This is a genomic window from Pseudomonas sp. NY15181 (genome assembly GCF_048068055.1).
In the GTDB taxonomy this organism is placed as follows: domain Bacteria; phylum Pseudomonadota; class Gammaproteobacteria; order Pseudomonadales; family Pseudomonadaceae; genus Pseudomonas.
Map to the genome: position 1 here is coordinate 88,787 of NZ_JBLUPT010000010.1, position 24,424 is coordinate 113,210.

The following is a 24,424-nucleotide window of genomic DNA, read 5'->3' on the forward strand; positions in this document are numbered from 1 at the left end:
TGAATGCGCAGGCGGCCCTGGCGCAGTGGTCGGGCGCCTGCATGATGCGTGCTGGGTCTATCAGGGGTGGGCTGGTGCGATACCGAGGCGACAACGAGATCACTGGCGCGTTGCGGGGGCACCGGAGACGGTATGCATCCCGCCTTCTGCGCCACAGGCCCCGGTACTGAAACTAAGGGATGGCGATAACCGCCTCGATCTCTATCTTGGCGCCCTTGGGCAGTGCCTTGACCTCGTAACAGGCTCGGGCCGGATAGGGCGCGGAAAAGAACTCGGCATAAGCGCCATTGACCAGGGCGAACTCACTCAGGTCGGTGACCAACAGTGTCGTCTTGACCGTGTTTTCCAAAGATGTGCCGGCCTCGCGCGCGATTGCGGCAATGTTCTCGAGGCACTGTCGCGTTTGCTCGCTGGCTTCCTCGGAGCAGAACTCCCCTGTGGCCGGCATGATGGGCAACTGGCCTGAAACGAATAGCAGGTTGCCGATCCGGATGGCCTGCGAGTAGGGACCGATGGCAAGGGGGGCATAGGTGCTGGAAACCTGGGTAATCATGTCGAAGTCCGTTGTGAAGGAATGGATCGTCATAGGCACGCGGCCCTGTCAGTCGACGGATAACTGGTCCGTCGCGCCATCCAGAAATGCCTCGATGCGCGCGTACCACGGGGCGATATCGAGGTTGTTTCGCTCCAGCCACTGAGTGTTGAAGTAGGTGTCGGCATAGCGATCACCGCTGTCGCAGATCAAGGTCACCAGCGAGCCCTCTTCGTCTCGGCGCTTCATTTCGCTGGCGATGCACAGCAGCCCGAAGAAGTTCGTACCGGTGGACGCGCCGACGCGGCGGAACAACCGTTCCGACAGCACATGGGCCGCGGCGATCGAGGCGGCATCCGGCACCTTGAACATGCGGTCGACCACCCCAGGGATGAACGATGGTTCCACCCGAGGGCGGCCGATGCCCTCGATCCGCGAAGGGCGCGCGCAGGTCGTGGTCATGTCACCGGTCTCCCAGGCTTCGCAGAATGCGGAGTGCTCCACATCGACGACACACAGGCGGGTGTCGAAGCCGCGATAGCGGATATAGCGGCCGATGGTGGCCGAGGTTCCGCCGGTGCCTGCGCTCATCACCACCCAGGCCGGGCGGGGCTGCTCTTCGCGTTCCATCTGGTTGAAAATGCTCTGCGCGATGTTGTTGTTGCCACGCCAGTCGGTCGCGCGCTCGGCGTAGGTGAATTGATCCAGGTAGCAGCCGCCTTTCTGGGCCGCGATCTCGGCGGCCACGCGATAGACCTCGCCCGGATGCTCGACGAGCTCGCAGACGCCGCCGAAACGCCGGATGGCGCTGATCTTCGCTTCACTCGTGCTTTTGGGCATCACGGCAATGAACGGCAAGCCCAGCAGGTTGGCGAAGTAGGCTTCCGACACCGCGGTGGAGCCGGACGAAGCCTCGACCAGCGCCGTGTCCTTGTTGATCCGCCCATTGCAGATGCCGTAGAGAAATAGCGACCGCGCCAACCGGTGTTTCAGGCTGCCGGTGGGGTGGGTGCTTTCATCCTTGAGATAGACCGAGATATTGCCCAGGCCTGGGAAAGTCGGCTTGATCAGGTGAGTGTCGGCCGAGCGGTGTCCATCGCCCTCCAGCAACCTGACTGCATTGCGCGCCCAATCGATATCTACGGATTGAGTGGTATCGGTGCCCATATCAATAGTTCCAAGTTACGTCGATTGTTGTTGAATGCGCCCACGACTGTCCGCGGACAGCCATGAGCGGCCGTCCGGGCGGTGTCTTTGATTGCCGTGGGTGGTGTGTTTAGTGACTGGAGGCGTCGGCCAGAAGGCGCTCGTCCAGGTCCAGCACCGCGTCGAGCAGCACTGTGGCGCCTTTGGCGCATTGTTCCGGCGAGGAGTATTCGCGCACGTTGTGCGAAAGCCCCAGGTACGATGGAATGAAGATCATCGCGCTCGGGGCCAGCCCGGCGACGTGCGCCGCGTCGTGGCCTGCGCCCGACACCATGCGCCGCGCCGAATAGCCCAAGGCTTCGACCCGTACGGCGACGACGTCCACGATGCGTGAGTCGAAGCTGACCGGAGGCTTCAGCCAGACCCGGCGAATCTCTGCCCCTGGGGAAACACGCTGCACTTCTGCGATCAGTTCGGTCTCGAGCGCATTGAGTCCCGCATCGGTAGGGTGGCGCAGATCCACTTCCAGTGAGACCGAGCCCGGAATGACATTGCGTGAGTTGGGCCCGGCACTGATGTAGCCGACGGTGCCTACGCCTGGGGCGTGACGGGACGCCACAGCTTCGACTGCCAGCACGATCTTCGAGGCCGCGATCAGCGCATCTTCGCGCATTGTCATGGGGCGGCCACCGGCATGGGCTTCGACGCCCGGTACCTTGATGTCCAGCCAGCAGACACCCTGAACCGCTTCGACGACACCGATCTCGAGGTTTTCGGCTTCCAGGACCGGGCCCTGCTCGATATGCAACTCCAGATAGGCGCTGAACGACATGAAGCCGGGCTCACGGTCACCGGCGTAGCCGATGGCATCCAACGCCTGGGCCACCGAAATACCCGATTTGTCGCAGGTCGCCGCGACGGTTTCCCACTTGTGGGCACCGCAATACACGCCCGAGCCCATCATTGCCGGCGCGAAGCGCGAGCCTTCCTCGTTGGTCCAGACGATGACGGTGATCGGGTGGGCGGGGCGCATCGCGGCGTCATGCAGCGCACGCAGCAGCTCCACGCCGGCCAGCACCCCGAGGATGCCGTCGAAGCGGCCGCCGGCCGGTTGCGTGTCCAGGTGGCTGCCCATGGCGATGGGAACCAGGTTCGCGTCGCGGCCGGGGTAGGTCGCAAAGATGTTGCCGATCCGGTCGATGTCGATCGTGCAACCCAAGGCGCGGCACTCGCTCACGAACCAGTCCCGGACCTGGCGATCTTCCTCGCTCAGGGCCAGTCGACGCATGCCGGTTTCGCCGAAGGCGCCGAATCTGGCGGTCGACATCAGGTCTGCCCAGAGACGGTCCGGCTGGATGAGCGCCTTGCGACCCATGTTAGTCATTGCGCTCATTGCTGGCCGTCCTGTTTTTTCACGTAGCGGTATTTGAAGTCGCAGCAGGACGCGCCTTCCATCAGGGTCTGGGTGCGTTCCAGCTCGATGTTCGAGTCGTAGCCTTGCGGGAACATGTAGTCGCGGTTGCAAGACAACAGGTGCCCGATGTGGCCGAGGCCCATCTCCCGATACATCTCGGCGTAACGGCAGCGGTGGACGGTGTAGTGGAATTGCTCGTCGGTGGCCGTGTCGACCGCGATGATCAGCGCATCGTCCTGGGTCCACAGCGATTGCAGCTCCTGGAAAGTACGCAGGCTGGTGCCGCCCGGAGTCTTGGCGGCGAATGCCTGGCCGGCCTCGACGGCGGCCTTGCGGATGGCGGCGTCGATGATCGACTGCGCCATCTCCTCGCCCAGGCGGGCGCAGAGTTCCTGGTAGATCGGTGCAATGACACCGGCTTCGATACGGCGTCTGGCAAGGATTCCGATTTCACCATCGGTGGCGGATGCCGGACGGTCACCTGGCTTGTCACTCATGCTGCTTCTCCTGTGGTGGAGTTCTTATGGGTATGTGTTGGCAATATACCCAGCAGCACTTATTGGCTGGTAACGGTTTTATTTGATAGATTGATCGTGTATTGCAATATATTAAGGCGCGCAGTTTTCGCATGCGCCCGACGGTTTCAGGCCCAGCCCCGTGAAGGACATCTCCAATGGATACCGTACTGCTGCGCAGTTTCTACAAAGTGGCCTCGGTGGGAAGCTTCAGTGAGGCGGCGCGACTGCTGAACGCCAGCCAATCCACGGTCAGTGGGCATATCGCCAAGCTTGAGGACTACCTGCAGACCCAGCTCTTTCGGCGTACCACCCGCAGTTGCCAGCTGACCACGGCAGGCGACGTGCTGCTGACCCACGTCACCACCCTCTTGCAGGTCATCGACCGGATCGAAGAGGAGTTCTGCCCCGCGCGCATGGGCGGCACGATCAAGCTGGGGCTGCCTGATGAATATCACTTGTTCTCGCGCCTTGCCCCGGTGCTGCAAGCCTTCATGGCCATGCGCCCGAACGTGACCATCAAGGTCACCTCCGGGCTTTCCTACGAGCACAGCCGTGCGCTGGCCGACGGTTTTCTGGATGCGGCGCTGCTACGCGAGCCGTTGAAGGCGGGGGAGACGCCCGATCTATGCCCCTCCCAACTGGTCTGGATCGGCCTGCCTGGGTTCGATCTGGACAGCATCGAAGTCCTGCCGCTGGCGCATATCTCGGGGCACTGCCTGTACTTCCGGGAGGCCTTCACGGCACTGGATCAGGCTGGTGTGCCGTGGCGTTCGGTCTATGACTGCAACACGCTCGAAGGCATCCGCACGGCAGTGCGCAGTGGCTTGGCCATCGCGGCGATTCCCGAAGAGGACTGCCCGGATGATCTTTTGAAGCTCCAGCACCCCCGGCTACCCAAGCTGCCCATCGTGCATGGACAATTCAAGACCGCCCACCTTGAGCCTCCGGTCATCGTGCATCAGTTGCTCACGACGCTGCGCAACGCGTTACATGCCGAAGAGCTACAGGCAGCGAGCGCTTAGGCCAGCAGCTTTCCGAAACCGGTTATTGAAGAGGGGTGGCCCATTCGTTGAAGGGCGTGCCAGAAGGCCGCCTGATTCGAGGTGATCACGGGAAGTCCCGTCTCGGCTTCCAGCGGTTCGATCAGGTCCAGCGTGGCTGCAGTGGTGCATGACAAAAAGATCGCATCCGCGGTCGCGATATTGGCCTGGGCGATGGCGCGTCGATAATGCGCGAGCCCAGGCGTAGCGATCTCCACATCGCTTGTGAGGCCGAAACACAGGCGATCAGAAAAACCGATACCCGCGTCGGCGAACACACCGCTGGTGATCTCGGCGACATCCTGGGTATAGGGGGCAATGAACGCGATCCTGCGACAGCCCAGGTGCTTGAGCGCCTCGACAGCGGCGGTTGCCGGATTGGTGATCGCCACCTCAGGACGCAGGGAGGCAATCTGCCCAGCGATTTTATCCGGGCCGATGATCGCCGAGCCGGACGTACAGGCAAAGACGATTGCATCCAGCCGAGCCTCAGGCAGCAGCAAGCTCACGGCATCCGGAATGCCATCCTCCAGCCGGGCGAGCGTGGCGGGCGTCAGTGGCATGGATTGCGCGATCCGTGTGGTGATGATATCGACGCCGGCCGCCAGCCCCATTCGCCAGAAGTCACGCTCGACCAGCACATCCGAGGCCAGCGCGATCAACCCGAGGCGGGGACGGTGGTGCAGTGACTGACTGAAATCGATACCCGTCTGGTGATGCTTCATGACCCGAACTCCCGGCAATAAGCGCTGGTTACCTTGCGGTCCGAAGCATAGCGGATGGACAAAGGCCGCACTGGCGGTGAGTTTCGGCAGGCTCATCGCGGTTTGCGATGAATGCAGGATGGCCTCAGTACTGATGCCTGGAGTCAGCTGAACTACCAAGGCGTTACGCTACATCCTCGAAGCAGAACGGAGCGCGGTCGTCGCGGGTGACCGTTAATGGCCGTTCTCTGCCGGTCGCCTCTTCGGCGTGACAGGTCAAGTCGGATGCAAACGGTGGTCAGCACGAATGCAATTGACTGGTCAGCGGCAATGCAATTGGGTGGTCAAGTGCGATGCAAATACGCATCTGATATCGGCCCCGGTGCGCCGTTACCTGATGCTCGCGCCCCCGCAATCTGAACCTTCCCACCCTGCTCTGCGCTGCGAGCCTACAAGGCGCCCCCTTATCCTCGCCCGGCCAGGTAAATACCGTGGCCGGGTTTGACAGCCCGCAAATCAGGCGCGATGCGCCATAACCGGTGCATGTGAAAGTGGCGTAATCGCTTTTACAGGCCCCCGTGCGACCGCAGAATTCTCTGCAACGCTACAATGGCGGACCGCGCGGGGAGACCCAAAAGGTCTGCCGGTTTCCTGATTCCGGTCTGTCAACCCCGCGCGGCCTGCCACCCTTCGATGACAGCGGCGAGTGGCAGCTCTCTTAATGGATTAATCAGGAGCTTTGCCAATGCAAGACCATCTCTACACCCCCACGACCTTCCAGCGTCACCACCACTTCCTGCGCGGCATTCTGATCGACGACCAGCCCTGGTTTGTCGCCCATGACCTTGCCCGCCTTCTGGCGATGGACTACCCACAGTCCCTAGCGCGGCGAATGGAGGAATACGAGGTGCAGACCGTGCGCCTGCTCACTGCCAGTGGCGGAGCGTTGGAAGTGGATGTGATCAACGAGGCGGCGCTGTACAAGGCGCTGATCCGCTTCGGCCACCCGGAGAGCCGCACGCTCGGGCGCTGGCTGTCGGAACAGGTGATTCCGCTGCTGCGCGATGTAGGCAGGGAGGGATCGGAGCAGCCACGGCGAATGACGATGCGCTGGGAGTCCCAGCGGGTGACGGTGCTGGATTGGCAGGGGGAAATCTGGGTGCCCTTCCAGCAGGTGCCGACCTTCAGCCCGTTCAAGGGGCGCCGGAGCTGGCTGGGGCGGCTCAAGGGCAGCGCGCCGAGCCATGAGGGCGGCGTCTGACGGCATTTTGCCGCCGAAATGAAAAAGCCCCGCAAATGCGGGGCTTTTTCGACAAGTGGCGTCGATTAGACGGCGCGAACTTGCTCGGCCTGCGGGCCTTTCTGGCCGGCGGTCACGATGAAGCTGACCTTCTGGCCTTCGTCGAGGGACTTGTAGCCGTTGCCTTCGATTTGACGGAAGTGAACGAATACGTCCGGGCCGCTTTCCGGGGTGATGAAGCCGAAGCCCTTCTCAGCGTTGAACCACTTGACGGTGCCGTTTTGACGATCGGACATGATGTTGTCTCCAGAGATAAATTGCTAAAGGCCAGTCGACTGCCGACCGACCATGAGCTGAATGCGTAGTGAAGAGGTGCCGAGGAGATGGAACATCGTGTAGACAGAACATCAAGTCGCGGCGCTTTACCGGGCAGGCAGCGCGAGCAGAATACATGGGGCGTGGGGAATTGGTAGCTTTTTTTCACTCAAGTGAGTGTATTTGACGGGCGGTCGGCGGTTCCCAGCAGGGGAGAAACATGGCCCGAGCCCCTATTTCCGGCCTCTCCAGCACCTTGATCGGCCTGATTCGAGGTTGTCTCACACAAGTCTCGCGAACGCGGTCCGCGCGTGCAGGAAGCGACTTTTTCAGGATCGGAAGCGAACCCCGCCCGCGTACGGCACCCGAAGCCACGCAACCAGCCAGTAGCCTGCGGGGCCTCTCACCGGCTGCGCCGAAGGTGACCATCTACTCTACAAGGCTGACGACCGATTTCCGGGCACGACAAGGACCCGCACATGCATACGATCACACGCTGGCTGGGCACCGCGCTGTTCGCCCTGGGGCTGCTGGGCCAGGGCGTCACCGCCGAGGAACGCAAACCGATCCACTTTGGCGAACTGACCTGGGAGAGCGGCAGCCTGATCACCGAGATGCTGCGCCTGCTGGTGGAACAGGGTTACGGCTACCCCACCGATACCCTGCCCGGCAGCACGGTGAGCCTGGAGACGGCGCTGGCGCGCAACGACATCCAGGTCATCGGCGAAGAATGGGCCGGGCGCAGCCCCGCCTGGGTCAAGGCCGAAGCCGAACACAAGGTCTACGGCCTGGGCGACATCGTGAAGAACGCCGACGAGGGCTGGTGGGTGCCGGACTACGTGGTCCACGGCGACCCGGCACGGGGCATCGCCGCGCTGGCCCCGGAGCTGCGTTCGGTGAGCGACCTGCCGCGCTACCGCGAGGTGTTCCGCGACGCCGAGTCACCGGACAAGGGCCGCTTCCTCAACAGCCCCACCGGCTGGACCTCGGAGATCGTCAACTCGCAGAAGCTCAAGGCGTACGGCCTGGACAGCAGCTATGTGAACTTCCGCAGCGGCTCGGGCGCGGCGATGGACGCGGAGATCGCCTCGTCGATCCGCCGGGGCAAGCCGGTGCTGTTCTACTACTGGTCGCCGACCCCGCTGATGGGCCGCTACAAGCTGCTGCGCCTGGAGGAGCCGCCGTTCGACGCCGAGGCCTGGAAGACCCTCTCCGACCCCAACAACGCCAACCCGCGCGGCAGCCGCTCGCTGCCGGCGAAGTTGTCGGTGGGGGTCTCCGCGCCCTTCCGCGAGCAATATCCGGAGCTGGTGGCGATGTTCGAGAAGGTCGACATCCCCATCGGCGCACTCAACGCCGCCCTGGCGAAGATGAACGAGACGCGCCAGGCCCCGCGTGACGCCGCCCGCGACTTCCTCAAGGCCAACCCGCAGGTGTGGCAGGGCTGGCTGCCGGCCGAGCAGCGCGCCAGGGTCGAGGCCGCCCTATGAGTTCGGAGTTTCCGCAGAGCCTGCACTACTCCATCGCCGGCCCCGTGAACCAGTGGGTGGACAGCCTGGTGCTGAACTACGGCGACAGCCTGCGCCAGGTCTCCGACAGCCTGCTGCAGCTGGTGGTGGCGCTGGAGAACCTGCTGCGCCTGCTGCCCTGGTGGCTGCTGCTGGCGCTGGTCGGGCTGCTCGCCTGGCACGCCGGGCGCAGCTGGGTGCGCGCCCTGACGCTGGTGGTGCTGCTGTTCCTGATCGGCGTGGTCGGCCTGTGGGACAAGCTGCTGCAGACCTGCGCGCTGGTGCTGGTCGCCACCGGCCTGTGCGTGCTGATCGGGGTGCCGATGGGCGTGGTGCTGGCCTATCGGCCGCTGGCACGGCGGGTCCTGATGCCGCTGCTGGACGTCATGCAGACGCTGCCCAGCTTCGTCTACCTGATCCCGGTGCTGATGCTGTTCGGCCTGGGCAAGGTGCCGGCGATCTTCGCCACCCTGATCTACGCCCTGCCGCCGCTGGTGCGCCTGACCGAACTGGGCCTGCGCCAGGTCGACCCCTCCGTGCGCGAAGCGGCGCGCTGCCTCGGTGCCACGCGCTGGCAGCGGCTGCGCTACGTCGAGCTGCCGGAGGCGATGCCGAGCATCATGGCCGGCCTCAACCAGACGGTGATGATGGCGCTGTCGATGGTGGTGGTGGCCTCGATGATCGGCGCGCGCGGGCTGGGCGAGGATGCTCTGGTAGGCATCCAGACGCTGAACGTGGGGCGCGGCTTCGAGGCCGGCCTGGCGATCGTGGCGCTGGCGGTGGTGATCGACCGGGTGACCCAGGGCTATGGCAAGCGTTGAGCGGCGGGGTGTCGGCGAAATCTCCGAATGAGATTTCTCTGACAGCAACTCTGGAATCCGACGCCTCATCAAACAGGCGCCAATCCACAGAATGCTGCCACCCCCAATGCCCATCGGAGCATTCCATGCCTCCCCTTTCCGCGCTGATCCTGCAGGCGTCCGGTCTGCACCGTTCGACGGCGGTGACCGCCCTCCACCACCTTGGCTACAACTTCCTCTCGGAGGTCTCCAGCAACGCCCTGGCCCTGGACCGGTTGCGCAGCATGGGCGGCGTGCACCTGTTGATCTGCGATGTGCGCATCGACCCGGTGCCACGCCTGGAATTCCTCCAGACCGTGGCGCGCGAACGCCTCGCCCACGGCGTGGTGGTCAGCGGCGAGATGGCGCCGGGCACCTGGTCGGCGCTGGCGCACCTGCTGCAACTGCAAGGCATGAAGGTGTTCTGGCTGGGCAACGAAGCGGCCACCCTGGAGCGCCTGCGCACGCTACTGGCCGATTTCGAACCCCAGGCCCCGCAGCGCTCCATAGCGCTGCGCGACCGGGGCAGCGTCGATGACGGCAACATGGGCCTTGCGCTGGAACGCGGTGAGATACGCGCAGCCCTGCAACCCAAGGTCACGGTGGCCACCGCGCAGATCTACGGTTTCGAAGTGCTCGCCCGCTGGCACCGCGAGGACGGGCAGGTGCTGCTGCCGGACCAGTTCCTGCCGGCCCTGCGTCGTGGCGGCTTGCTCGATGCCCTGCTGTTCAACCTGATGGGACAGGCCCATGACGCCCTGCGGGCCCACGGCCGCACCGACCTGGAGCTGTCGTTCAACCTGGAAGCCGAACAGATTGCCCAGACCGATTTCTCCGCCAGCGTCGAGCGTGAATTGCAGCGCAGGGAGATCAACCCGCGCAACGTCACCTTCGAGCTGACCGAAACCTCGCCGCTGCACGCACCGCCGCTGAGCCTGGAGAACGTGCTGCGCCTGCGCCTGCTGGGCTGCGGGCTGGCCATCGACGATTTCGGCTGCGGCCACTCCACCCTGCAACGCCTGGTGGAACTGCCGTTCACCGAGCTGAAGCTGGATCGCAACTTCCTCGCCAACCTCAACACGGGGGACCCGCGCCGCCTGATCGTGCTGACCAACGCTCTGGCATTGGGCCGCGAACTGGGCCTGCACGTAGTGGCCGAGGGCGTGGAGAACGCCAGCCAGCATCGCCAGTTGCAGAGCCTGGGGTGCGAGGCCGCCCAGGGTCACCTGTTCGGCAAGCCGGTTGCCGCCAGTGAACTGTCCGGCCTGTTGCGCGGCACGCCGACGCGCCTGCCGAAAGCCGAGGTGATTGCCCCCAAGGCCGACTCGGTGGTCCGCCTGGCCGAATGATCCGGCGCGCAAAGGAAAACGGCTGCTGCCGACATCCTGTCTGCACCAGCCGTTCGAGTTGCCCTCAGCAAAGGACACACGAACTGTAGGCCATTGCTATCAGTTTGCCTTCCCGCTCCTCCCGCACCGGGCTTCTGTACGCGCTTCGAAACAGTTGCCCGTGCGCTGGTTCCGCTACCCCACAGCCACCCACAATGGCTACCATGCACGGCCGTACCGACTCAGTCCCTGCCACCCCCAGAGATTCGACCGCGCCCCATGACCGACTCCTCCCGCCGCTCTCCCCTGCGCATCGCCCTCTCCATCGTCGCCCTTACCCTCGCCGCTGCCGCCGGATTCTTCATCTGGCAGGGCTTCTACCCGGTCCGGGCCGCCGCTGGCTGGAACGTCCAGGTGCTGGAAAGCGGGGTGAAGAAGGCCGCGTCGATCGTCCCTCTGCCCGACGGTGGCCTGCTGGTCAGCCAGGAGCTGAAGGACGGCCAGGGCAACATCCTGCGCATCACCCCCAGCGGCGAGCGCAAGGTGGTGATCGACGGCCTGTCCAAGCCGGACGGCCTGATCGCCGCCCGTGGCGGCTGGGTGTTCAGCCAGGAGGCGGACGACAAGCCGGTGCAGATGCTGCAGGACGGCCAGCTCAGCACGCTGTTCCAGGGGAACTCGGTGCAGGGGCTGTGGGATGACGGCGACGCCCTCTACGCCATCGAGGACCGCCACGACAGCGGCCGACTGCTGCGCTACCGCTGGAGCGACGGCGAACTGAGCGTGGTGCGCGACCGCCTCGACGAAGCCGAATCCGTCACCCGCTGCACCGACGGCCGCCTGCTCTACACCCAGAAGAACCTGGGGAAGCTCCGCCAGCTCAGCGATGACGGCAACGACCCGGAAATCCTCGGCGGCCTGAACAAGCCCACCTTCGTCATGTGCGACGCACGCGGCATCTGGATCAGCGAAGACTCCACCCACCGCGCGCGCCTGCTGCTGTGGAACGGCAAGGACGAACCGCAGACCGTGCTGTCCTTCCTCAAGGCGCCGCAGGCCATAGTCGCCGACGGCAAGGGTGGCTACCTGCTCGCCGAGGGTGGGCGCAACCGCGTGCTGCACCTGAGCCCCGCACAGCAGCAGGAGTAACGGCCCGAGCGCCGACTCGCGGAAACGTGCTACAGATCGTCCAGCGCCATACGGCGAAACAACGGCTCGCTGCCCAGCAGGCGGACACCTTCGGGCGTGCTCTCCAGCAACCGCCGCTCCCCCTCGGCCACCTGCAGTTCCAGACTGAAGCCCTGCTCGCCGAGGCAGCCGGCGATGGAGCGCACGGCCTCCCGCGCCCAGGGCACGTCGGATTCGAAATGGCCGAGCAACTGGCCGTGGCGCTGGATGCTGAGGCGGTACTTCTGCATGGGGAACTCCTGAGGAAATCGGCGGGCGCGAAATTTTGTATCGAATCGACACCTTGACAGAGGCTACCCATCTGAAAGATTTTGTCCAGGTAGTTTTTGATCGATACCATCGGCGAGAGTCCCCATGAGCCAACCCAGCATCCCCCTCGACACCCTCCTCACCGGCCTCGCCGTGCCCTTCACCCGCCCCGGCTCGCGCAGCGCCATTGCCAAGACGCCGTGCCAGGGTTCGCTGGCGGTCACCCCCCTGGGCCTGGAGAGCGACGAGCAAGGCGACCTGCGCGTGCACGGCGGCGTGGAGAAGGCCATCCACCATTATCCCCGTGAGCACTACGCGCAGTGGATCGCCGAACTGGGCGAACATCCGCTGCTGACGCGGCCCGGCGCCTTTGGCGAGAACTTCAGCACCAGCGGCTGGACCGAGGCGGACGTCTGCCTGGGCGACCGGGTCCGTGCGGGCAGCGCACTGCTGGAGGTATCCCAGGGGCGGATGCCGTGCTGGAAGCTCAACGATCGTTTCGAAGTGCCGCAGATGGCCCTGCGGGTGCAGGAGTCCGGGCGCACCGGCTGGTATTACCGGGTGCTGGAGGAAGGGGTGATCGCCGCCGGCGCGACACTCGAACGGGTCGAGCGGCGCCATGCCGACTGGCCGCTGCAGCGGTTGTCCGCGGTGCTGTTCGACAAGCGCGTGGACGCCGACACCCTGCGCCAATGCCTGGAACTGCCCCTCGCGCCGAACTGGCGTCGCACGCTGGAGCGGCGACTGGAGAATGGCGCGGTGGAAGACTGGAGCCCGCGCCTGCAAGGCAGCCCGAAGGCCTGACTCAGGACTCCACGGCGCGCGCCGGCACCTCGGCTGGGGCGCGGTGCAGGCCGATGGCCCAGAGTACGCCGACGGTCAGCAGGACGATGGCCAGCGCCTCCACCGGGCTCGGCAGGCGCTGCTGGTGCAGGTAGGCATAGGCGCAGGCGAACAGCGTCTCGAACACGATCAACTGGCCGCCCAGGCTCATCGGCAGGCGGCGCGTCGCGGCGTTCCACAGGCCGTTGGCCACCCAGGAACCGAACACGGCGAGGAACAGCGACACCCAGAGGAAGGCCATCCAGCGCTCCGCCGGGATGCCGGTGGGCACCGCCTGCGGCGCGACCAGCACGCCCACGCCCGCCAGCACGATGGCCATGACGCCGGTGACCACGCCGATCAGCGTCGACCATTCGTGGCTGTTGAAGTGGCTGGCCTTCAGGTAGCGCGCATTCGCCGTGGCGTACCAGGACCAGCAGGCCACGCCGCAGAAGGCGCAAAGGATACCGAGGATGCGCACGCCTGGCGTGCCGCCCGCCGCCGTCAGCGCACTCGGGTCGAGGTTGATGCAGAGGATGCCCAGGGCCACCAGCGCCAGCGGGAATTTCATCCGCGACAGCGGCAGCGAGTCCTGCTCGGAACGGCTGCAGTAGCTGATCGCCAGCGGCATGATGCCGTTGATCAGCGAGGCCGCCGCCACCCCGGCGAACTGCACCGCCGCCGAGAGCAGCGCGAAGTACAGCAGGTTGCCGGCCAGGGACAGGCGCACCAGCATCGACAGGTCCTCACGGCTGACCCGGCGAAACAGACCGACGGCCACCGGCAGCGCGATCAGCAGGGAGATGGCGCCGTACAGGGCGAAGCGCACGGAGCTGATCAGCAGCGGGTTGAATTCCGGCACCAGCGACGGCGCGAGAATCACCCCGCCCCAGATAGCACCCGCCATGCCCGCATAGACCACCCCGCGCTTCATCTCCAACAACCTCTGACTTTCACTAAATGCCCAGAAACTGCCGCCACGGTAGCGGCTGTGATAGCGTCTGACCAAGGATAAATCCGCACCGAGACATTCCCTGAAGGAATGTCTGGAGCACTGTCCCGGAGAGCCGTCATCAGCCGTTATCTGCGTACCCTGCCGCCCCTGGAAACCCTGATCACCTTCGAGGCTGTCGGCCGCTGCGGCAGCTTCACCCTGGCCGCCACCGAGCTGTTCCTCACCCAGAGCGCCGTGAGCAAGCAGATGCGCGCGCTGGAGGAAAGCCTCAAGGTGCCGCTGTTCGAGCGCAAGCCGCGCGGCGTCACCCTCACCGCCGCCGGCGCCGAGTTGCTGGGTACCGTGGACATGCTGCTCGACCGCCTGCAGCACAGCGTGCGGCGCATCCGCAACGTGCACCAGAGCAATGCCGTGTCGGTGCTGGCGACCCACGCGCTGGCGCAGTTCTGGCTGTTCCCCAAGCTGATCGAGTTCAACAAGGCGCACCCCGGCATCGCCGTGCACGTGCATGCGATCAACGAGATCGACGAGGCCAGCCTGGTGGACTTCGACCTCGGCATCCTCTACGGCGCCGGCGACTGGACCACGCTGAACAGCCGGTTCGTGCTGCCGGAGATCGTCTACCCGGTGGCACGCCCGGACCTCGACGTCTCCGCCATCCGCACGCTGGAGCAACTGGCCGCCGCGCCCCTGGTGCAACTCGACACCTCGGCCTGGAGCTGCCTGGACTGGCACGACTGGTTCGGCCACTTCGGCAAGGACTACCAGCCGGCGGAGAGCGACCCGGTGTTCAACCAGCTCACCCTCGCCTACCGCGCCGTGCAGCAAGGCATGGGCATTGGCCTGGCGTGGAGCTTCATGGCCGACGAGGCGGTGGCCAAGGGCGAGATGCAGCGGGTGACCGACCACGCGCTGGTGACCGAGCGCGGCGAATACCTGGTATCGCTGCGGCACCGCCAACTGTCGCCCTCGGCGCAACTGTTCCATGACTGGCTGCTGGCCTCGGTGAACGCGGAGGATCGATGACACGGGGTCTGCCTCGCCCGCATTCCCCGGATCAGCGGCGAGGTGGCCGAGAGCACGACCGCGGCGCCAAAGACAATGTCGATCTTGCAGAACTGAAAGTTCTCCACCGGGCCGATCGGGAAATCCCGGGGGCGACACCATATCGGCGCTCGTGGGTACGGACGGCAGCTCGGAGCCGGACTGTGGACCAATCGCCACCCGACAAATAGCCATGTGCCAGTAAGTCGGACGCATTGGCAGCCACTGCCCTTTGGCGGAAAATGATCACTCCCCCAACCACCTCCCATGCCGGGTGCCAGGCACTCCGAGGCTCCATGACCGACCTCCCCATCGAGCTGGTGCCGACCGGCCCGGAACACATCGAGCTGATCCGCAACCTCTACCAGTTCTACGCCTACGAGTCCTCGGACTGGGAGCAGGAGGACGTGGAGGTGGACGGCCGCTTCTACATCCACGAGGAGCACCTGGCGCGCTACTGGAGCGAACCGGAGTGGAGCGCCAACCTGATCCTCGTCGACGGTTTCATCGCCGGCTTCGTGCTGATCGAGGGCAGCGAGCTGCCGGGCATCGATGCGCTGGAACTGGCGGACGTCTTCGTGCTGAAGAAGTACCGCCGCCAGGGCGTCGGCCGGACGGTCGCCACCCGGGTGCTGCTGGACAATCCCGGCCCCTGGCTGGTGCGCTACTACACCGGCGACGAACTGGCGGCGGCGTTCTGGAAAGCGGTGCTGGGCGCACTGCCGCGCCCGGTAAAACACATCGATCCGGGCGACGATCCACAGCTGGCGAGCTTCTTTATCAACCCCTGGACGCACTGAAGAACCACCGGGCGACTGTGCGGCAGGATCAGTCTTCTGTCATTTCCGATCATTGAGCCGGTTCCCTGCGCGGTCGTATCGTCCTGATCAAACGACAAGAGCGATCAGGAGGTAATCCCATGTCTGCCCTCAACCTGAATACCCAGGCCGCCGCATCCTTGGAACGCTGGCACCAGATGGTTGCCCGCAAGGACTTCTCCAAGCTGCCGGAGCTGCTGGCGCCGGACATCGTGTTCCGCTCGCCCATGGCCCACACGCCCTACCCCGGCGCGCCGGTGGCCGCGACCATCCTCGGCACCGTGCTGCAGGTGTTCGGCGACTTCGTCTATCACCGCGAACTGGCCACCGCCGATGGCCTGAGCGTGGTCCTGGAGTTCAGCGCCCAGGTCAACGGCCGCGACCTCAAGGGCATCGACATGATCCGCTTCGACGAGGCCGGCAAGATCGTCGAATTCGAGGTGATGATCCGCCCCATGAGCGGCCTGCAGGCCCTCGGCGAGGAAATGGGCCGGCGCCTGGGCGGCTACCTGTCCGCCAACAAGGCATCCGCCCCGGCGAACTGATATCCGCTCCAGCCCGCCGGGCATTCGTACCGGCGGGCAGCTCCGGCTAGCGCCCCTGCCGCTGTTCCAGCATGAATTCGATGAAGGCCCGCACCCGTGACGGCACATGCCGCGCGTGGGGGTAGATCAGCAGGAACGGGCGCGTGGTGCCGCCATGGTCGCGCAGCACCTCAACCAGCTCGCCGGCCGCCAGCTCCGCCTGCACGGTGAAGCGATAGGCCTGCATCAGCCCGCCGCCGTGCTTCACCAGGGTCGCGGTGGCCAGGTAGTCCTCCAGCACCGTGCAGTTGCCCGAGGTTTCCACCTCCACGGCCCGGCCGTTGACCCGGAACGACCAGGGCACCCGCCGACCGGTGCTGGGCAGGTCGTACTGGATGCAGTCATGCCCGGCGAGGTCGTCCGGCGTCTGCGGCACGCCGGCGCGGCGCAGATATTCCGGGGTGCCCACCACCACCAGTTCGGCATCTTCCAGGCGCCGCGCCACCAGGCTCGAATCCGCCGGCTCGCGGCCACGCACCGCCAGGTCATAGCCTTCGTCGGCGAAGTCGATATTGCGGTTGCTGACATGGATATCCACGGCTACCTGCGGGTAGCGCCGGCGGAACTCCGGCAGCAGCGGCAACAGGCGGTAATGCGCGTAAGGCGTCGGCACGCTGATGCGCAGCCGGCCGGACGGCACGCTCTGGCCGCCGGTGACCTCGCGCTCGGCATCCACCAGTTGGCCCAGGGCCTGGCGGCACTGCTCGAAGTAGTTGCGCCCGCCCTCGGTCAGGCGCATCTGCCGCGTGGTGCGGACGAACAGGCGCACGCCCAGGCGTTCCTCCAGGCGCGCCACCGAGCGGCTCACCGCCGCCGGGGTGATGCCAGCCTCGTTGGCCGCGGCGGTGAAGCTGCCGGTTTCCGCGGCGAGGCAGAACAGCTCGATGCTGCCCAGTTGCAGGTCGTCGAAATGGCGAGTCATGGTGCCGCTCGATTCATTACATGAGGTATCAATTCAAATGCCATGAGCCTCATTTTTCAAGCAACGCTTGCAGCCTAGATTGGCCTCCAAGACGCGGGCATCTCGCCCCGCCTCACCTGAGGAGACTCAATCATGAACAAGACCGTCATCGTCACCGGTGCTTCCAGCGGCCTGGGCTTCGCCATCGCCGAGGCTTACCTGGCGCGCGGCTACAACGTGGTGGGCAACGCCCGCAGCCTGGCCCGCCTGCAGGAGGCCGCGCACAAGCTGGGCAACCCGGCCAACTTCCTGCCGGTAGAAGGCGACATCGCCAGACCCGAGACCGCCAGACGCCTGTTCGCCCAGGCCATCGAGGCCTTCGGCAAGGTGGATATCCTGGTCAACAACGCCGGCATCTTCATCGCCAAGCCGGTGACCGAGTACAGCGAGGCAGAGGTCGAGAGCATCGTCGACACCAACCTCAAGGGCTTCTTCTACCCGTCCCAGGCCGCCGCGCAGCACATGGCCGCCAACGGCTCGGGGCACATCGTCACGATTACCGCCGCCATCGCCATGCAGCCCAACGCCAAGGTACCGGCACTGCTGCCAGTGCTGATCAAGGGCGGTCTGAACAGCGCGGTGCGGGGCCTGGCCCTGGAGCTGGCGGGGTCCCAGGTGCAGGTCAACGCCGTGGCGCCGGGGATCATCCAGACCCCGATGCATGGCACCGATGAGCAGACCCGCGCCTTCCTCGCCGGCCTGGCGCCCACCGGCCGGATCGGCACGCCGCAGGACGTCGTCGATGCCGTGCTCTACCTGACCGACTCGACTTTCGTCACCGGTGCCATCCTGAACGTCGACGGTGGTTCCACCACCGGCACCTGGTAAACCCGAGGAGAACCCGAAATGCCCTACGTGAACATCCAGGTCACCGATGAAGGGGTGACCGCCGAGGAGCGCCGCCTGCTGATCGAAGGCGTGACCGAACTGCTGGAGCGTGTGCTGAGAAAACCACCGGCGAGCACCTTCGTGGTGATCCAGGAAATCCCCACCGACAGCTGGGGCGTGGGTGGGGAGACGGTCAAGGCGCTACGGGCGCGGGAAAGGAAACCCGGCTGAAGCTGCGGGCACGCCGGGGGTCCGCCAGGGCCTCCGGCGATTGCCATGCACCATCGTGGTGCTGCTAGGATCGCGGCATACCGTTTTCGCCATCGCCGAGGCAAGGAATGCTCGCCGCGCTCAAGCGTTACCCGCTCCAGGTCAACCTGCTGCTCTGCGCCACCTTCCTGCTGACCTTGGCGCGCGGCATCACCCTGCCCTACCTGGTCATCTACCTGTCGACCAACTTCGACTTGCCGGTCGACCGCATCGGCCTGGTCATGGGCGGCTCGCTGTTCGGCGGTGCGCTGCTGAGCCTCTACGGCGGCTACCTGATCGACCGCCAGCCGGGTTTCCGGCTGATCTTAGGCTTCGGCCTGTGCTTCGTCGCCGCCTTCCTCGGCATGCTGCTGACCCGGCAGTTGTGGCTGTTCTTCCTGTTCCTGCTCGGTTTCAACTTCGCCTATTCAGTCACCGACGTGGTGGTGAAGACCGTGTTCGGCCGCCTGCTCGCGGCGGGCGAACAGGGCCGCGCCTTCTCCATCCGCTACACCCTGATCAACCTCGCCTACGCCATCGGCCCCTTCATCGGCGCGGCGCTGGCCCATGTCAGCCAGAAGCTGCCCTTCGTGGTCTCCGCCGCCCTGGGCGGTCTGTTCCTGCTGGCCTTCCTGCGCTACGGCGACCGCGACATGCGCCCGGCCGGGGGCAGCGCGCCGCCGTCCTTCCTCGCGGTGATGAGCGTGCTGTCGAGGGACCACCGGCTGATGTATTTCACCCTCGGCGGGGTGTTCACCGCCGTGGTGTTCGGCCAGTTCTCCGCCTACCTGTCGCAGTACCTCGTGACCACCAGCAGCGCGGAATACGCCTACCAGGTGATCCAGACGCTCCTGGGGGTCAACGCGGTCTCGGTGATCGCCCTGCAGTACCTGCTGGGCAAGCGCATCGACAATGACCACCTGCAGCGCTGGCTGATCGTCGGGCTGGGGCTGTTCGTGCTGGGCATCGTCGGCTTCGGCCTGTCGCAGAACGTGGTGCACTGGGGGCTGGCGATGGTGGTGTTCACCCTCGGCGAGATCATCGTGATCCCCGCCGAGTACATGTTCATCGACCGCATCGCCCCGCCGCACCTGCGCGGCGTGTACTACGGCACGCAGAACCTGTCGAACCTCGGCGGCGCCGCCGGCCCGGTGCTGGTGGGCTTCGCCCTGAGCCTGTGGGCGCCGCACTGGGTGTTCGTGCTGCTCGCCGGCTGCATCGTCAGCGGCGCCTTCTTCTACGTCGCCGGCGCGTCGCTGCCGGCGCCCCGGCCACGGGACTGACGCACGACCTTGCGCGGCGCCCCCGCGCGATCCCGCGACGTGGAGCGGATGGCGACATTCATCAGCCGCTGGAATTTCGGGCAGGCCAGGTGATCCGGCGCCGGACATTCGGCGGCGTGCCGCAGGCTGTCGCGGATCGCGCTGAGCCGGCGGATGCTGCGGTCCAGTTCCTCCGCCTTCTCGCGCAGGCGCTCGCGGTCGATCACCGGCCGCGCGCCGCCGACGAAGATGGCGCCGATCTCCTCCAGGGAGAACCCCGCCTCACGCCCCAGCGCGATCAGCGACAGGCGCGACAGCACCTCATCGCTGAACACCCGGCGCATGCCATTGCGGCCGATGGAACGGATCAGCCCCTTCTCCTCGTAGTAACGCAGGGTCGAAACCGGCAGGCCGGACCAGCGCGCCACCTGGCCGATATCCATCTCTTTCATGCTTGACCTCAAGTCGACTTGAGCGGGGATGCTGTGTTGATCGGAGCTTCACCATACCCCTTCAGGAGACCCACATGAACCCGATCATCACCTTCCTGCTTCACAGCCTGCTCATCGGCATCCTCGCAACCCTGCTGATGGATGGCTGGACGCTGCTGCTCAAGCGCGTCTTCGGCGTCCCCTCGCTGGACTACGCCATGGTCGGCCGCTGGATCGGCCATATGCGCCACGGCCGCTTCCGCCACACCGCCATCGGCAAGGCCCCGGCCATCGCCGGTGAACGGGCGCTCGGCTGGATCGCCCACTACCTGATCGGCATCGGTTTCGCCGGGGCGCTGCTGATGTTGAGCGGCCCGGACTGGCTGTCCCGGCCCGGCCCGCTGCCGGCGCTGCTGTTCGGCCTGGTCACGGTCGCCCTGCCCTACCTGGTGATGCAGCCCGCGCTGGGACTGGGCATTGCCGCCTCCAGGACGCCGGCACCGGGCAAGGCGCGGATCAAGAGCCTGGGCACGCACCTGGTGTTCGGCGTCGGCCTTTACCTGGGCGCGCTGGTGGCCGTCGCCGTCAGCACCGTGTAAGCGCCGGCTCGAACGGGTTGACGAAGGGCTCGCTGCCGTCGGCAAAGACAGACACCCTTGGGAATGCTGCCTGGCGGCATTCTGGGAGGCTCAGCATCCTTCGCCTCTTCGAGGTCACACACCGATGCCAAGCAGATTTACCTGAAGCCTGTCTGAAGTAGCGTCCTCGATCGGTTCAGCTTGATTTAAGCGCAGCGGTTCAATGTGAAATCTCCCTCCTAGGAGACTCCATCATGAAGACCACTGCCGTGACCCTGGCCGTGGCTGGCGCTCTCGCTGGCCCCGCACTGGCCCAGGCCCGAGAACTGAACTTGAGCACCACCCTTGCCGACTACAGCGGTAACAAGGCCTATCTGGCCATTTACCTGACCGACGCGCAGGGCCAGTACCAGCGCACGCTGTGGGTGGCTGGCCGCAAGGCCAAGTATTACAAGCATCTGGGTGACTGGGCCCGCGGCAGCGGCCTGCGTACGGCCGAGTTCGATGGCCTGAGCGGCGCCAGCGTCGGTAGCGGCGACACCCTGAAGGTTTCAGTGGAGGTGGCCGACAGCCTGATCGACGCCGGGTACCAGATTCGAATCGACAGCGCAGTGGAAGACAAGCGCTCCAACCGCGCCGAACTGACGATACCCCTGACCCTCGACGGGGCCGGCAAGGACAATGCCGGTAGCGGCTACGTCTCGGCCTTCCGTTACGACCTTTGAGGACGGCGGCCACCATGCTTCGTCGATTGCACGCCTGGCCGGGCATCCTGCTGACTGCCCTGCTCCTCGTATTGGCAGGCAGTGGAGCGCTGCTTGCGACCCAACCTCTGGCTGAGCGCCTGCAGGCGGGAGGGGAACCGCCTCGCAGCGTGGCCCAGATCGCCGAGCGCGTAAGCCATGAAGTGCCCGGCCTGGAGCGGCTGGAGCGACGCCCGTCCGGCCTGCTGATCGCTTACGGCGAACAAGGCGCGGTACAAGTCTCTCCAGTCGACGGTCATGTACTGGGCGCCTATGAGCCTTCCGCCTTGTACCGTGTCGCCCGCTCGGTACACCGCGAATTGTTGCTGGGCGAGCCGGGACACGCTCTGGTGGCGTGCGGCGCGGTGGGTATGCTCCTGCTGGGCATTTCCGGACTGGCGCTGCTGGCCCGCCGCCAGGGCGGCTGGCGCAAGCTGGCGCGCCCCGTTCGCGGCGGCGCCGCTTCGCGCTGGCACAATCAGGTCGGCCGGGCCCTGCTGCCCGTGGCGCTGCTGTTCGGCCTGAGCGGCATCTACTTGTCGGCAGAACACTTCGAATTGATCCCCACGGGGCCGGACCAGGAGCCCACCTTCCCTGCTCATCTGGCCCAGGGAGCACCGCAGTCCCCCGGCAACCTTGAAGCGTTGCGCCAGGTACCGCTGCGGCAACTGCGAGAACTGGAGTTCCCGGCTCCCGGGGACAGCCAGGCGGCGTACACCCTCGGTACCGCGCTGGGCGACGGCTTTGTCGACCCGGTCAGCGGCCAGTTGCTGGGCTATCAGCCCCACACGTCGATTCAGCGCTTCAATGAGTTCTTCTATCGCCTGCACAGCGGTGAGCTGCTGGGGGCCGCCAGTCCCGTGCTTGGCGTGGCGGCCCTGGGAGTGCCCTTGTTAGGTATTACCGGCCTGCTGCTGTTCCTGCGGCGCCGGGGGAGTCCGGTGCGCAACGCCGTGCAGGCGGCTGCCGACAACGCCGACTGCGTGTTGCTGGTAGGCAGCGAGAGCAATGGCACCTGGGCCTTTGCCAATGCACTCCAGGAAGTACTGTCGGCAAGCGGAAGACGGGTGCATAGCGCTGCGTTGAGTCACGGCGCGCGCGAGTTTCCGGCAGCGCGCGAACTGCTGGTGCTGACCGCCACCTATGGTGATGGCGGAGCCCCGCAGTCGGCAGCGGGCTTCCTGGAAAACCTCGAATGCCTTCGTCTACCGTCCGACGCGCGCTTCGCCGTGCTGGGTTTCGGCGACCGCCGATTCCCACGTTTCTGCCAATACGCCGCCGAGGTAGACGCCGCCCTCGCCAGACAAGGCCTGCGGCGCCTATTACCGCGTCGGGACATGGAAGCCGCGCAGCCTCATGCTTTCACGGATTGGGTAAGTGAACTGGGCGACGCACTGGGTGTGCCCCTGATGATGGGCAAGGTCGGCGTACCTCGCCCCGAATCCCGGTTCAGGCTGGTGGAGCGACACCTGCACGATGCGCCCGGTGATACCCCCCTGGCGGTACTGCGCTTCGCCCCGATCGATGGTTCCAACCCCTACCAGGCGGGCGACCTGCTGGCGGTCTACGCGCCGGGTACCGATGTGCCGCGCCAATACTCGCTGGCCAGCGACAGCCGAGACGGCCTGCTGGACATTTGTGTACGCCTGCGCCCAGACGGACTGTGCTCAAGCTACCTGCATGACCTCAGGCCAGGCGATGCAATCAGTGCCACGGTACAGCCACACCACGCGTTCCGACCGCATTCGGGGAATGCGCCGCTGATCCTGATCGGCGCTGGTAGCGGCATTGCCCCTCTGGTCGGTTTCGTACGGCGGAACCTGCGCGACCGTCCGCTCTATCTGTATTGGGGAGGTCGCGCCCCGGAAGCGGGGGTGCCCTTCCAGGGCGAACTCGACAAGGCGCTGGCCGATGGCCGTCTGAATGACCTGCGCACCGCCTATTCGGCGGGTCCACAACGCACCTACGTGCAGGATTGCCTGCACCGGGACGCACTGGAACTGCGCCAACTGCTGGCTGCCGGAGCCCAGGTATTGGTCTGTGGTGGGCGTGGCATGGCCGAAAGTGTCCGCAACGCGATCGATGAACTGCTCGGCCCATTGGCGTTGAGCGTTGAGCATCTCAGGGCCGGAGGACGCTACCGTGAAGACCTGTTCTAAACCCCGCACGGTCGAGCGTTACGACTTCAATGGCGCAACCATGGGAACTCGCTACCGTGCCGTGTTCTACAGCGCCGACGAACAGAACGCGGGAGAGCTGGAACGGCAACTGGACCTGGCTGTCACGCAGGTGGATCTGCAGATGTCGAATTGGCGGCCCGACTCGGAACTGATGCGCTTCAACGACCTGGAGCCGGGCATCTGGATGACGCTGCCAAGCGAATTGCTCTGGGTGCTGCACACCGCGATTCAGGTAGGTGTGGCATCCGACGGCGCATTCGACATCGCGGTGGGCGACCTGGTCGGAGCCTGGGGCTTCGGACCCCTGGCGGGATTGGCCAAGGGCGGGGAACGCGAAGCGCTCAGGTGCCAACCCGGACCCAGCGCCGCGGCGGCACTGGAGTTCGACTTCGGCACCGGCCGCGTACGCAAGCGTCACCGGGTACATCTGGACCTCTCCGGTATCGCCAAGGGCTTCGGCGTCGACCAGTTGGCACGTTGCCTGGAGGATCGCGGCATCCGCGACTATCTGGTAAGCATCGATGGCGAGTTCCGCGCGCGCGGAGGCAAACCAGGCGGCCAGCCCTGGACGGTGGCCATCGAGGCGCCTCAGGAAGGTGTCCGCACGGCCCTTGGTGTGCTGCAGATGGGCGACGGAGGGCTGGCTACTTCGGGTGATTACCGGCACTTCCACGAGCAGGAAGGTACGCGCTATGCCCACACAATGGACCCACGTCACGCCGTTCCAGTGGCCAATGGCGTGGCCTCGGTTTCGGTGCTCGCACCGACCTGCATGCTTGCCGACGCCTGGGCCACCGCACTGATGGTGCTGGGTCCCGAGCGCGGCTCGGCAGTGGCGCGCGAGTACGGTCTGAGTGCACTCTTCCTGCTACGCGACAAGGGCGGACTGCACCAGTTGTGGGTCGAAGGCAACGGCGCAGAGCGCTGAGGCCTACATCAAATCGGCAG

At 65.6% G+C, this 24,424-nt stretch carries 27 protein-coding genes; 17 read left to right on the top strand and 10 right to left on the bottom strand.

Annotated elements, in window-relative coordinates; all coding sequences use genetic code 11:
* Positions 1-172 precede the first annotated feature (172 nt).
* From ACNFBT_RS21465 to ACNFBT_RS21480, 4 genes are all read right to left on the bottom strand, one after another.
* Entirely contained in the window at positions 173-553 is a 381-nt protein-coding gene (locus ACNFBT_RS21465) for a RidA family protein (RefSeq protein ID WP_416752758.1), read from the bottom strand.
* 48 nt (positions 554-601) lie between these two features.
* Positions 602-1,699, bottom strand: coding sequence for a PLP-dependent cysteine synthase family protein (locus tag ACNFBT_RS21470; RefSeq protein WP_416752759.1), 1,098 nt, complete (start codon positions 1,697-1,699; stop codon positions 602-604).
* A gap of 109 nt (positions 1,700-1,808) precedes the next feature.
* A complete protein-coding gene (locus tag ACNFBT_RS21475) occupies positions 1,809-3,071 on the bottom strand; it encodes a hydantoinase/carbamoylase family amidase (protein ID WP_416752760.1) in 1,263 nt (420 codons plus the stop codon).
* A complete protein-coding gene (locus tag ACNFBT_RS21480; protein WP_416752761.1) occupies positions 3,068-3,589 on the bottom strand; it encodes an L-2-amino-thiazoline-4-carboxylic acid hydrolase in 522 nt (173 codons plus the stop codon). Before ACNFBT_RS21480 ends, ACNFBT_RS21475 begins: the two co-directional genes overlap by 4 nt.
* A gap of 176 nt (positions 3,590-3,765) precedes the next feature.
* Here ACNFBT_RS21480 and ACNFBT_RS21485 point away from each other — a divergent pair, with 176 nt between their 5' ends.
* The gene (locus tag ACNFBT_RS21485) at positions 3,766-4,632 is read left to right on the top strand and encodes a LysR family transcriptional regulator (RefSeq protein WP_416752762.1); all 867 of its coding nucleotides are present in this window, start codon (positions 3,766-3,768) and stop codon (positions 4,630-4,632) included.
* On the opposite strand, the gene ACNFBT_RS21490 is transcribed toward ACNFBT_RS21485, so the two are convergent.
* Positions 4,629-5,375: an aspartate/glutamate racemase family protein gene (locus ACNFBT_RS21490; protein WP_416752763.1), complete on the bottom strand. Its 747-nt coding sequence runs from the start codon at positions 5,373-5,375 to the stop codon at positions 4,629-4,631. The two genes, ACNFBT_RS21485 and ACNFBT_RS21490, sit on opposite strands and share 4 nt — an antisense overlap.
* Before the next feature lie 724 nt (positions 5,376-6,099).
* Here ACNFBT_RS21490 and ACNFBT_RS21495 point away from each other — a divergent pair.
* Entirely contained in the window at positions 6,100-6,615 is a 516-nt protein-coding gene (locus tag ACNFBT_RS21495; RefSeq protein WP_416752764.1) for a Bro-N domain-containing protein, read from the top strand.
* Positions 6,616-6,680: 65 nt separating this feature from the next.
* On the opposite strand, the gene ACNFBT_RS21500 is transcribed toward ACNFBT_RS21495, so the two are convergent.
* Positions 6,681-6,890, bottom strand: coding sequence for a cold-shock protein (locus ACNFBT_RS21500; protein ID WP_015477564.1), 210 nt, complete (start codon positions 6,888-6,890; stop codon positions 6,681-6,683).
* 498 nt (positions 6,891-7,388) lie between these two features.
* Here ACNFBT_RS21500 and ACNFBT_RS21505 point away from each other — a divergent pair, with 498 nt between their 5' ends.
* The 4 genes from ACNFBT_RS21505 to ACNFBT_RS21520 all read left to right on the top strand — a co-directional run bounded on the left by ACNFBT_RS21505 (position 7,389) and on the right by ACNFBT_RS21520 (position 11,733).
* Positions 7,389-8,399: an ABC transporter substrate-binding protein gene (locus ACNFBT_RS21505; protein WP_416752765.1), complete on the top strand. Its 1,011-nt coding sequence runs from the start codon at positions 7,389-7,391 to the stop codon at positions 8,397-8,399.
* Positions 8,396-9,238: an ABC transporter permease gene (locus ACNFBT_RS21510; RefSeq protein ID WP_416752766.1), complete on the top strand. Its 843-nt coding sequence runs from the start codon at positions 8,396-8,398 to the stop codon at positions 9,236-9,238. Before ACNFBT_RS21505 ends, ACNFBT_RS21510 begins: the two co-directional genes overlap by 4 nt.
* Before the next feature lie 125 nt (positions 9,239-9,363).
* Positions 9,364-10,605 (top strand): EAL domain-containing protein, encoded by a 1,242-nt coding sequence (locus ACNFBT_RS21515; protein ID WP_416752767.1) that lies wholly within the window; start codon positions 9,364-9,366, stop codon positions 10,603-10,605.
* A gap of 258 nt (positions 10,606-10,863) precedes the next feature.
* On the top strand, positions 10,864-11,733 hold the full coding sequence (locus ACNFBT_RS21520; RefSeq protein WP_416752768.1) for a hypothetical protein: 870 nt from the start codon (positions 10,864-10,866) through the stop codon (positions 11,731-11,733).
* 29 nt (positions 11,734-11,762) lie between these two features.
* Here the strand turns inward: ACNFBT_RS21520 and ACNFBT_RS21525 are convergent, their stop codons facing one another.
* On the bottom strand, positions 11,763-12,002 hold the full coding sequence (locus ACNFBT_RS21525) for a cytoplasmic protein (RefSeq protein WP_416752769.1): 240 nt from the start codon (positions 12,000-12,002) through the stop codon (positions 11,763-11,765).
* Positions 12,003-12,126: 124 nt separating this feature from the next.
* On the opposite strand from ACNFBT_RS21525, the gene ACNFBT_RS21530 reads away from it, so the two are divergent.
* Complete coding sequence (locus ACNFBT_RS21530; protein WP_416752770.1) at positions 12,127-12,825, top strand: MOSC domain-containing protein; 699 nt, start codon at positions 12,127-12,129, stop codon at positions 12,823-12,825.
* 1 nt (position 12,826) lies between these two features.
* Here the strand turns inward: ACNFBT_RS21530 and ACNFBT_RS21535 are convergent, their stop codons facing one another.
* Positions 12,827-13,777 (bottom strand): DMT family transporter, encoded by a 951-nt coding sequence (locus ACNFBT_RS21535; RefSeq protein ID WP_416752771.1) that lies wholly within the window; start codon positions 13,775-13,777, stop codon positions 12,827-12,829.
* Between the two features lie 108 nt (positions 13,778-13,885).
* On the opposite strand from ACNFBT_RS21535, the gene ACNFBT_RS21540 reads away from it, so the two are divergent.
* The 3 genes from ACNFBT_RS21540 (at position 13,886) to ACNFBT_RS21550 (ending at position 16,205) form a co-directional block, all read left to right on the top strand.
* A complete protein-coding gene (locus ACNFBT_RS21540; RefSeq protein WP_416752772.1) occupies positions 13,886-14,824 on the top strand; it encodes a LysR substrate-binding domain-containing protein in 939 nt (312 codons plus the stop codon).
* A 314-nt stretch (positions 14,825-15,138) separates the two neighbouring features.
* Positions 15,139-15,642 (top strand): GNAT family N-acetyltransferase, encoded by a 504-nt coding sequence (locus ACNFBT_RS21545; protein ID WP_416752773.1) that lies wholly within the window; start codon positions 15,139-15,141, stop codon positions 15,640-15,642.
* Positions 15,643-15,761: 119 nt separating this feature from the next.
* Positions 15,762-16,205: a nuclear transport factor 2 family protein gene (locus ACNFBT_RS21550; protein ID WP_416752774.1), complete on the top strand. Its 444-nt coding sequence runs from the start codon at positions 15,762-15,764 to the stop codon at positions 16,203-16,205.
* A gap of 46 nt (positions 16,206-16,251) precedes the next feature.
* On the opposite strand, the gene ACNFBT_RS21555 is transcribed toward ACNFBT_RS21550, so the two are convergent.
* Complete coding sequence (locus ACNFBT_RS21555; protein ID WP_416752775.1) at positions 16,252-17,166, bottom strand: LysR family transcriptional regulator; 915 nt, start codon at positions 17,164-17,166, stop codon at positions 16,252-16,254.
* A gap of 132 nt (positions 17,167-17,298) precedes the next feature.
* Between ACNFBT_RS21555 and ACNFBT_RS21560 the strand changes: the two genes are divergently transcribed.
* The 3 genes from ACNFBT_RS21560 to ACNFBT_RS21570 all read left to right on the top strand — a co-directional run bounded on the left by ACNFBT_RS21560 (position 17,299) and on the right by ACNFBT_RS21570 (position 19,565).
* Positions 17,299-18,033: an SDR family NAD(P)-dependent oxidoreductase gene (locus tag ACNFBT_RS21560; RefSeq protein WP_416752776.1), complete on the top strand. Its 735-nt coding sequence runs from the start codon at positions 17,299-17,301 to the stop codon at positions 18,031-18,033.
* A gap of 18 nt (positions 18,034-18,051) precedes the next feature.
* Positions 18,052-18,264 (top strand): tautomerase family protein, encoded by a 213-nt coding sequence (locus ACNFBT_RS21565; protein WP_370599651.1) that lies wholly within the window; start codon positions 18,052-18,054, stop codon positions 18,262-18,264.
* 107 nt (positions 18,265-18,371) lie between these two features.
* Positions 18,372-19,565, top strand: a complete 1,194-nt coding sequence (locus ACNFBT_RS21570) for an MFS transporter (protein WP_416752777.1) — start codon at positions 18,372-18,374, stop codon at positions 19,563-19,565.
* On the opposite strand, the gene ACNFBT_RS21575 is transcribed toward ACNFBT_RS21570, so the two are convergent.
* Positions 19,520-19,996: a helix-turn-helix domain-containing protein gene (locus ACNFBT_RS21575; RefSeq protein WP_416752778.1), complete on the bottom strand. Its 477-nt coding sequence runs from the start codon at positions 19,994-19,996 to the stop codon at positions 19,520-19,522. The genes ACNFBT_RS21570 and ACNFBT_RS21575 overlap by 46 nt on opposite strands.
* Positions 19,997-20,070: 74 nt before the next feature.
* Here ACNFBT_RS21575 and ACNFBT_RS21580 point away from each other — a divergent pair, with 74 nt between their 5' ends.
* The 4 genes from ACNFBT_RS21580 (at position 20,071) to ACNFBT_RS21595 (ending at position 24,404) form a co-directional block, all read left to right on the top strand.
* Positions 20,071-20,574: a DUF2938 domain-containing protein gene (locus tag ACNFBT_RS21580; protein ID WP_416752779.1), complete on the top strand. Its 504-nt coding sequence runs from the start codon at positions 20,071-20,073 to the stop codon at positions 20,572-20,574.
* 233 nt (positions 20,575-20,807) lie between these two features.
* Positions 20,808-21,278 carry a DUF2271 domain-containing protein gene (locus tag ACNFBT_RS21585; protein WP_416752780.1) on the top strand — a complete coding sequence of 157 codons (471 nt, stop codon included), beginning with the start codon at positions 20,808-20,810 and terminating at the stop codon, positions 21,276-21,278.
* 14 nt (positions 21,279-21,292) lie between these two features.
* Positions 21,293-23,455, top strand: a complete 2,163-nt coding sequence (locus tag ACNFBT_RS21590) for a PepSY domain-containing protein (RefSeq protein ID WP_416752781.1) — start codon at positions 21,293-21,295, stop codon at positions 23,453-23,455.
* Positions 23,439-24,404, top strand: coding sequence for an FAD:protein FMN transferase (locus ACNFBT_RS21595; RefSeq protein WP_416752782.1), 966 nt, complete (start codon positions 23,439-23,441; stop codon positions 24,402-24,404). The genes ACNFBT_RS21590 and ACNFBT_RS21595 overlap by 17 nt, the downstream gene beginning before the upstream one ends.
* Positions 24,405-24,424: the final 20 nt, after the last annotated feature.

Coding starts and splice junctions, on each gene's coding strand:
- ACNFBT_RS21465 (WP_416752758.1), bottom strand. CDS start 553: ATGATTACCCAGGTTTCCAGCACCTATGCCCCCCTTGCCATCGGTCCC.
- ACNFBT_RS21470 (WP_416752759.1), bottom strand. CDS start 1,699: ATGGGCACCGATACCACTCAATCCGTAGATATCGATTGGGCGCGCAAT.
- ACNFBT_RS21475 (WP_416752760.1), bottom strand. CDS start 3,071: ATGAGCGCAATGACTAACATGGGTCGCAAGGCGCTCATCCAGCCGGAC.
- ACNFBT_RS21480 (WP_416752761.1), bottom strand. CDS start 3,589: ATGAGTGACAAGCCAGGTGACCGTCCGGCATCCGCCACCGATGGTGAA.
- ACNFBT_RS21485 (WP_416752762.1), top strand. CDS start 3,766: ATGGATACCGTACTGCTGCGCAGTTTCTACAAAGTGGCCTCGGTGGGA.
- ACNFBT_RS21490 (WP_416752763.1), bottom strand. CDS start 5,375: ATGAAGCATCACCAGACGGGTATCGATTTCAGTCAGTCACTGCACCAC.
- ACNFBT_RS21495 (WP_416752764.1), top strand. CDS start 6,100: ATGCAAGACCATCTCTACACCCCCACGACCTTCCAGCGTCACCACCAC.
- ACNFBT_RS21500 (WP_015477564.1), bottom strand. CDS start 6,890: ATGTCCGATCGTCAAAACGGCACCGTCAAGTGGTTCAACGCTGAGAAG.
- ACNFBT_RS21505 (WP_416752765.1), top strand. CDS start 7,389: ATGCATACGATCACACGCTGGCTGGGCACCGCGCTGTTCGCCCTGGGG.
- ACNFBT_RS21510 (WP_416752766.1), top strand. CDS start 8,396: ATGAGTTCGGAGTTTCCGCAGAGCCTGCACTACTCCATCGCCGGCCCC.
- ACNFBT_RS21515 (WP_416752767.1), top strand. CDS start 9,364: ATGCCTCCCCTTTCCGCGCTGATCCTGCAGGCGTCCGGTCTGCACCGT.
- ACNFBT_RS21520 (WP_416752768.1), top strand. CDS start 10,864: ATGACCGACTCCTCCCGCCGCTCTCCCCTGCGCATCGCCCTCTCCATC.
- ACNFBT_RS21525 (WP_416752769.1), bottom strand. CDS start 12,002: ATGCAGAAGTACCGCCTCAGCATCCAGCGCCACGGCCAGTTGCTCGGC.
- ACNFBT_RS21530 (WP_416752770.1), top strand. CDS start 12,127: ATGAGCCAACCCAGCATCCCCCTCGACACCCTCCTCACCGGCCTCGCC.
- ACNFBT_RS21535 (WP_416752771.1), bottom strand. CDS start 13,777: ATGAAGCGCGGGGTGGTCTATGCGGGCATGGCGGGTGCTATCTGGGGC.
- ACNFBT_RS21540 (WP_416752772.1), top strand. CDS start 13,886: ATGTCTGGAGCACTGTCCCGGAGAGCCGTCATCAGCCGTTATCTGCGT.
- ACNFBT_RS21545 (WP_416752773.1), top strand. CDS start 15,139: ATGACCGACCTCCCCATCGAGCTGGTGCCGACCGGCCCGGAACACATC.
- ACNFBT_RS21550 (WP_416752774.1), top strand. CDS start 15,762: ATGTCTGCCCTCAACCTGAATACCCAGGCCGCCGCATCCTTGGAACGC.
- ACNFBT_RS21555 (WP_416752775.1), bottom strand. CDS start 17,166: ATGACTCGCCATTTCGACGACCTGCAACTGGGCAGCATCGAGCTGTTC.
- ACNFBT_RS21560 (WP_416752776.1), top strand. CDS start 17,299: ATGAACAAGACCGTCATCGTCACCGGTGCTTCCAGCGGCCTGGGCTTC.
- ACNFBT_RS21565 (WP_370599651.1), top strand. CDS start 18,052: ATGCCCTACGTGAACATCCAGGTCACCGATGAAGGGGTGACCGCCGAG.
- ACNFBT_RS21570 (WP_416752777.1), top strand. CDS start 18,372: ATGCTCGCCGCGCTCAAGCGTTACCCGCTCCAGGTCAACCTGCTGCTC.
- ACNFBT_RS21575 (WP_416752778.1), bottom strand. CDS start 19,996: ATGAAAGAGATGGATATCGGCCAGGTGGCGCGCTGGTCCGGCCTGCCG.
- ACNFBT_RS21580 (WP_416752779.1), top strand. CDS start 20,071: ATGAACCCGATCATCACCTTCCTGCTTCACAGCCTGCTCATCGGCATC.
- ACNFBT_RS21585 (WP_416752780.1), top strand. CDS start 20,808: ATGAAGACCACTGCCGTGACCCTGGCCGTGGCTGGCGCTCTCGCTGGC.
- ACNFBT_RS21590 (WP_416752781.1), top strand. CDS start 21,293: ATGCTTCGTCGATTGCACGCCTGGCCGGGCATCCTGCTGACTGCCCTG.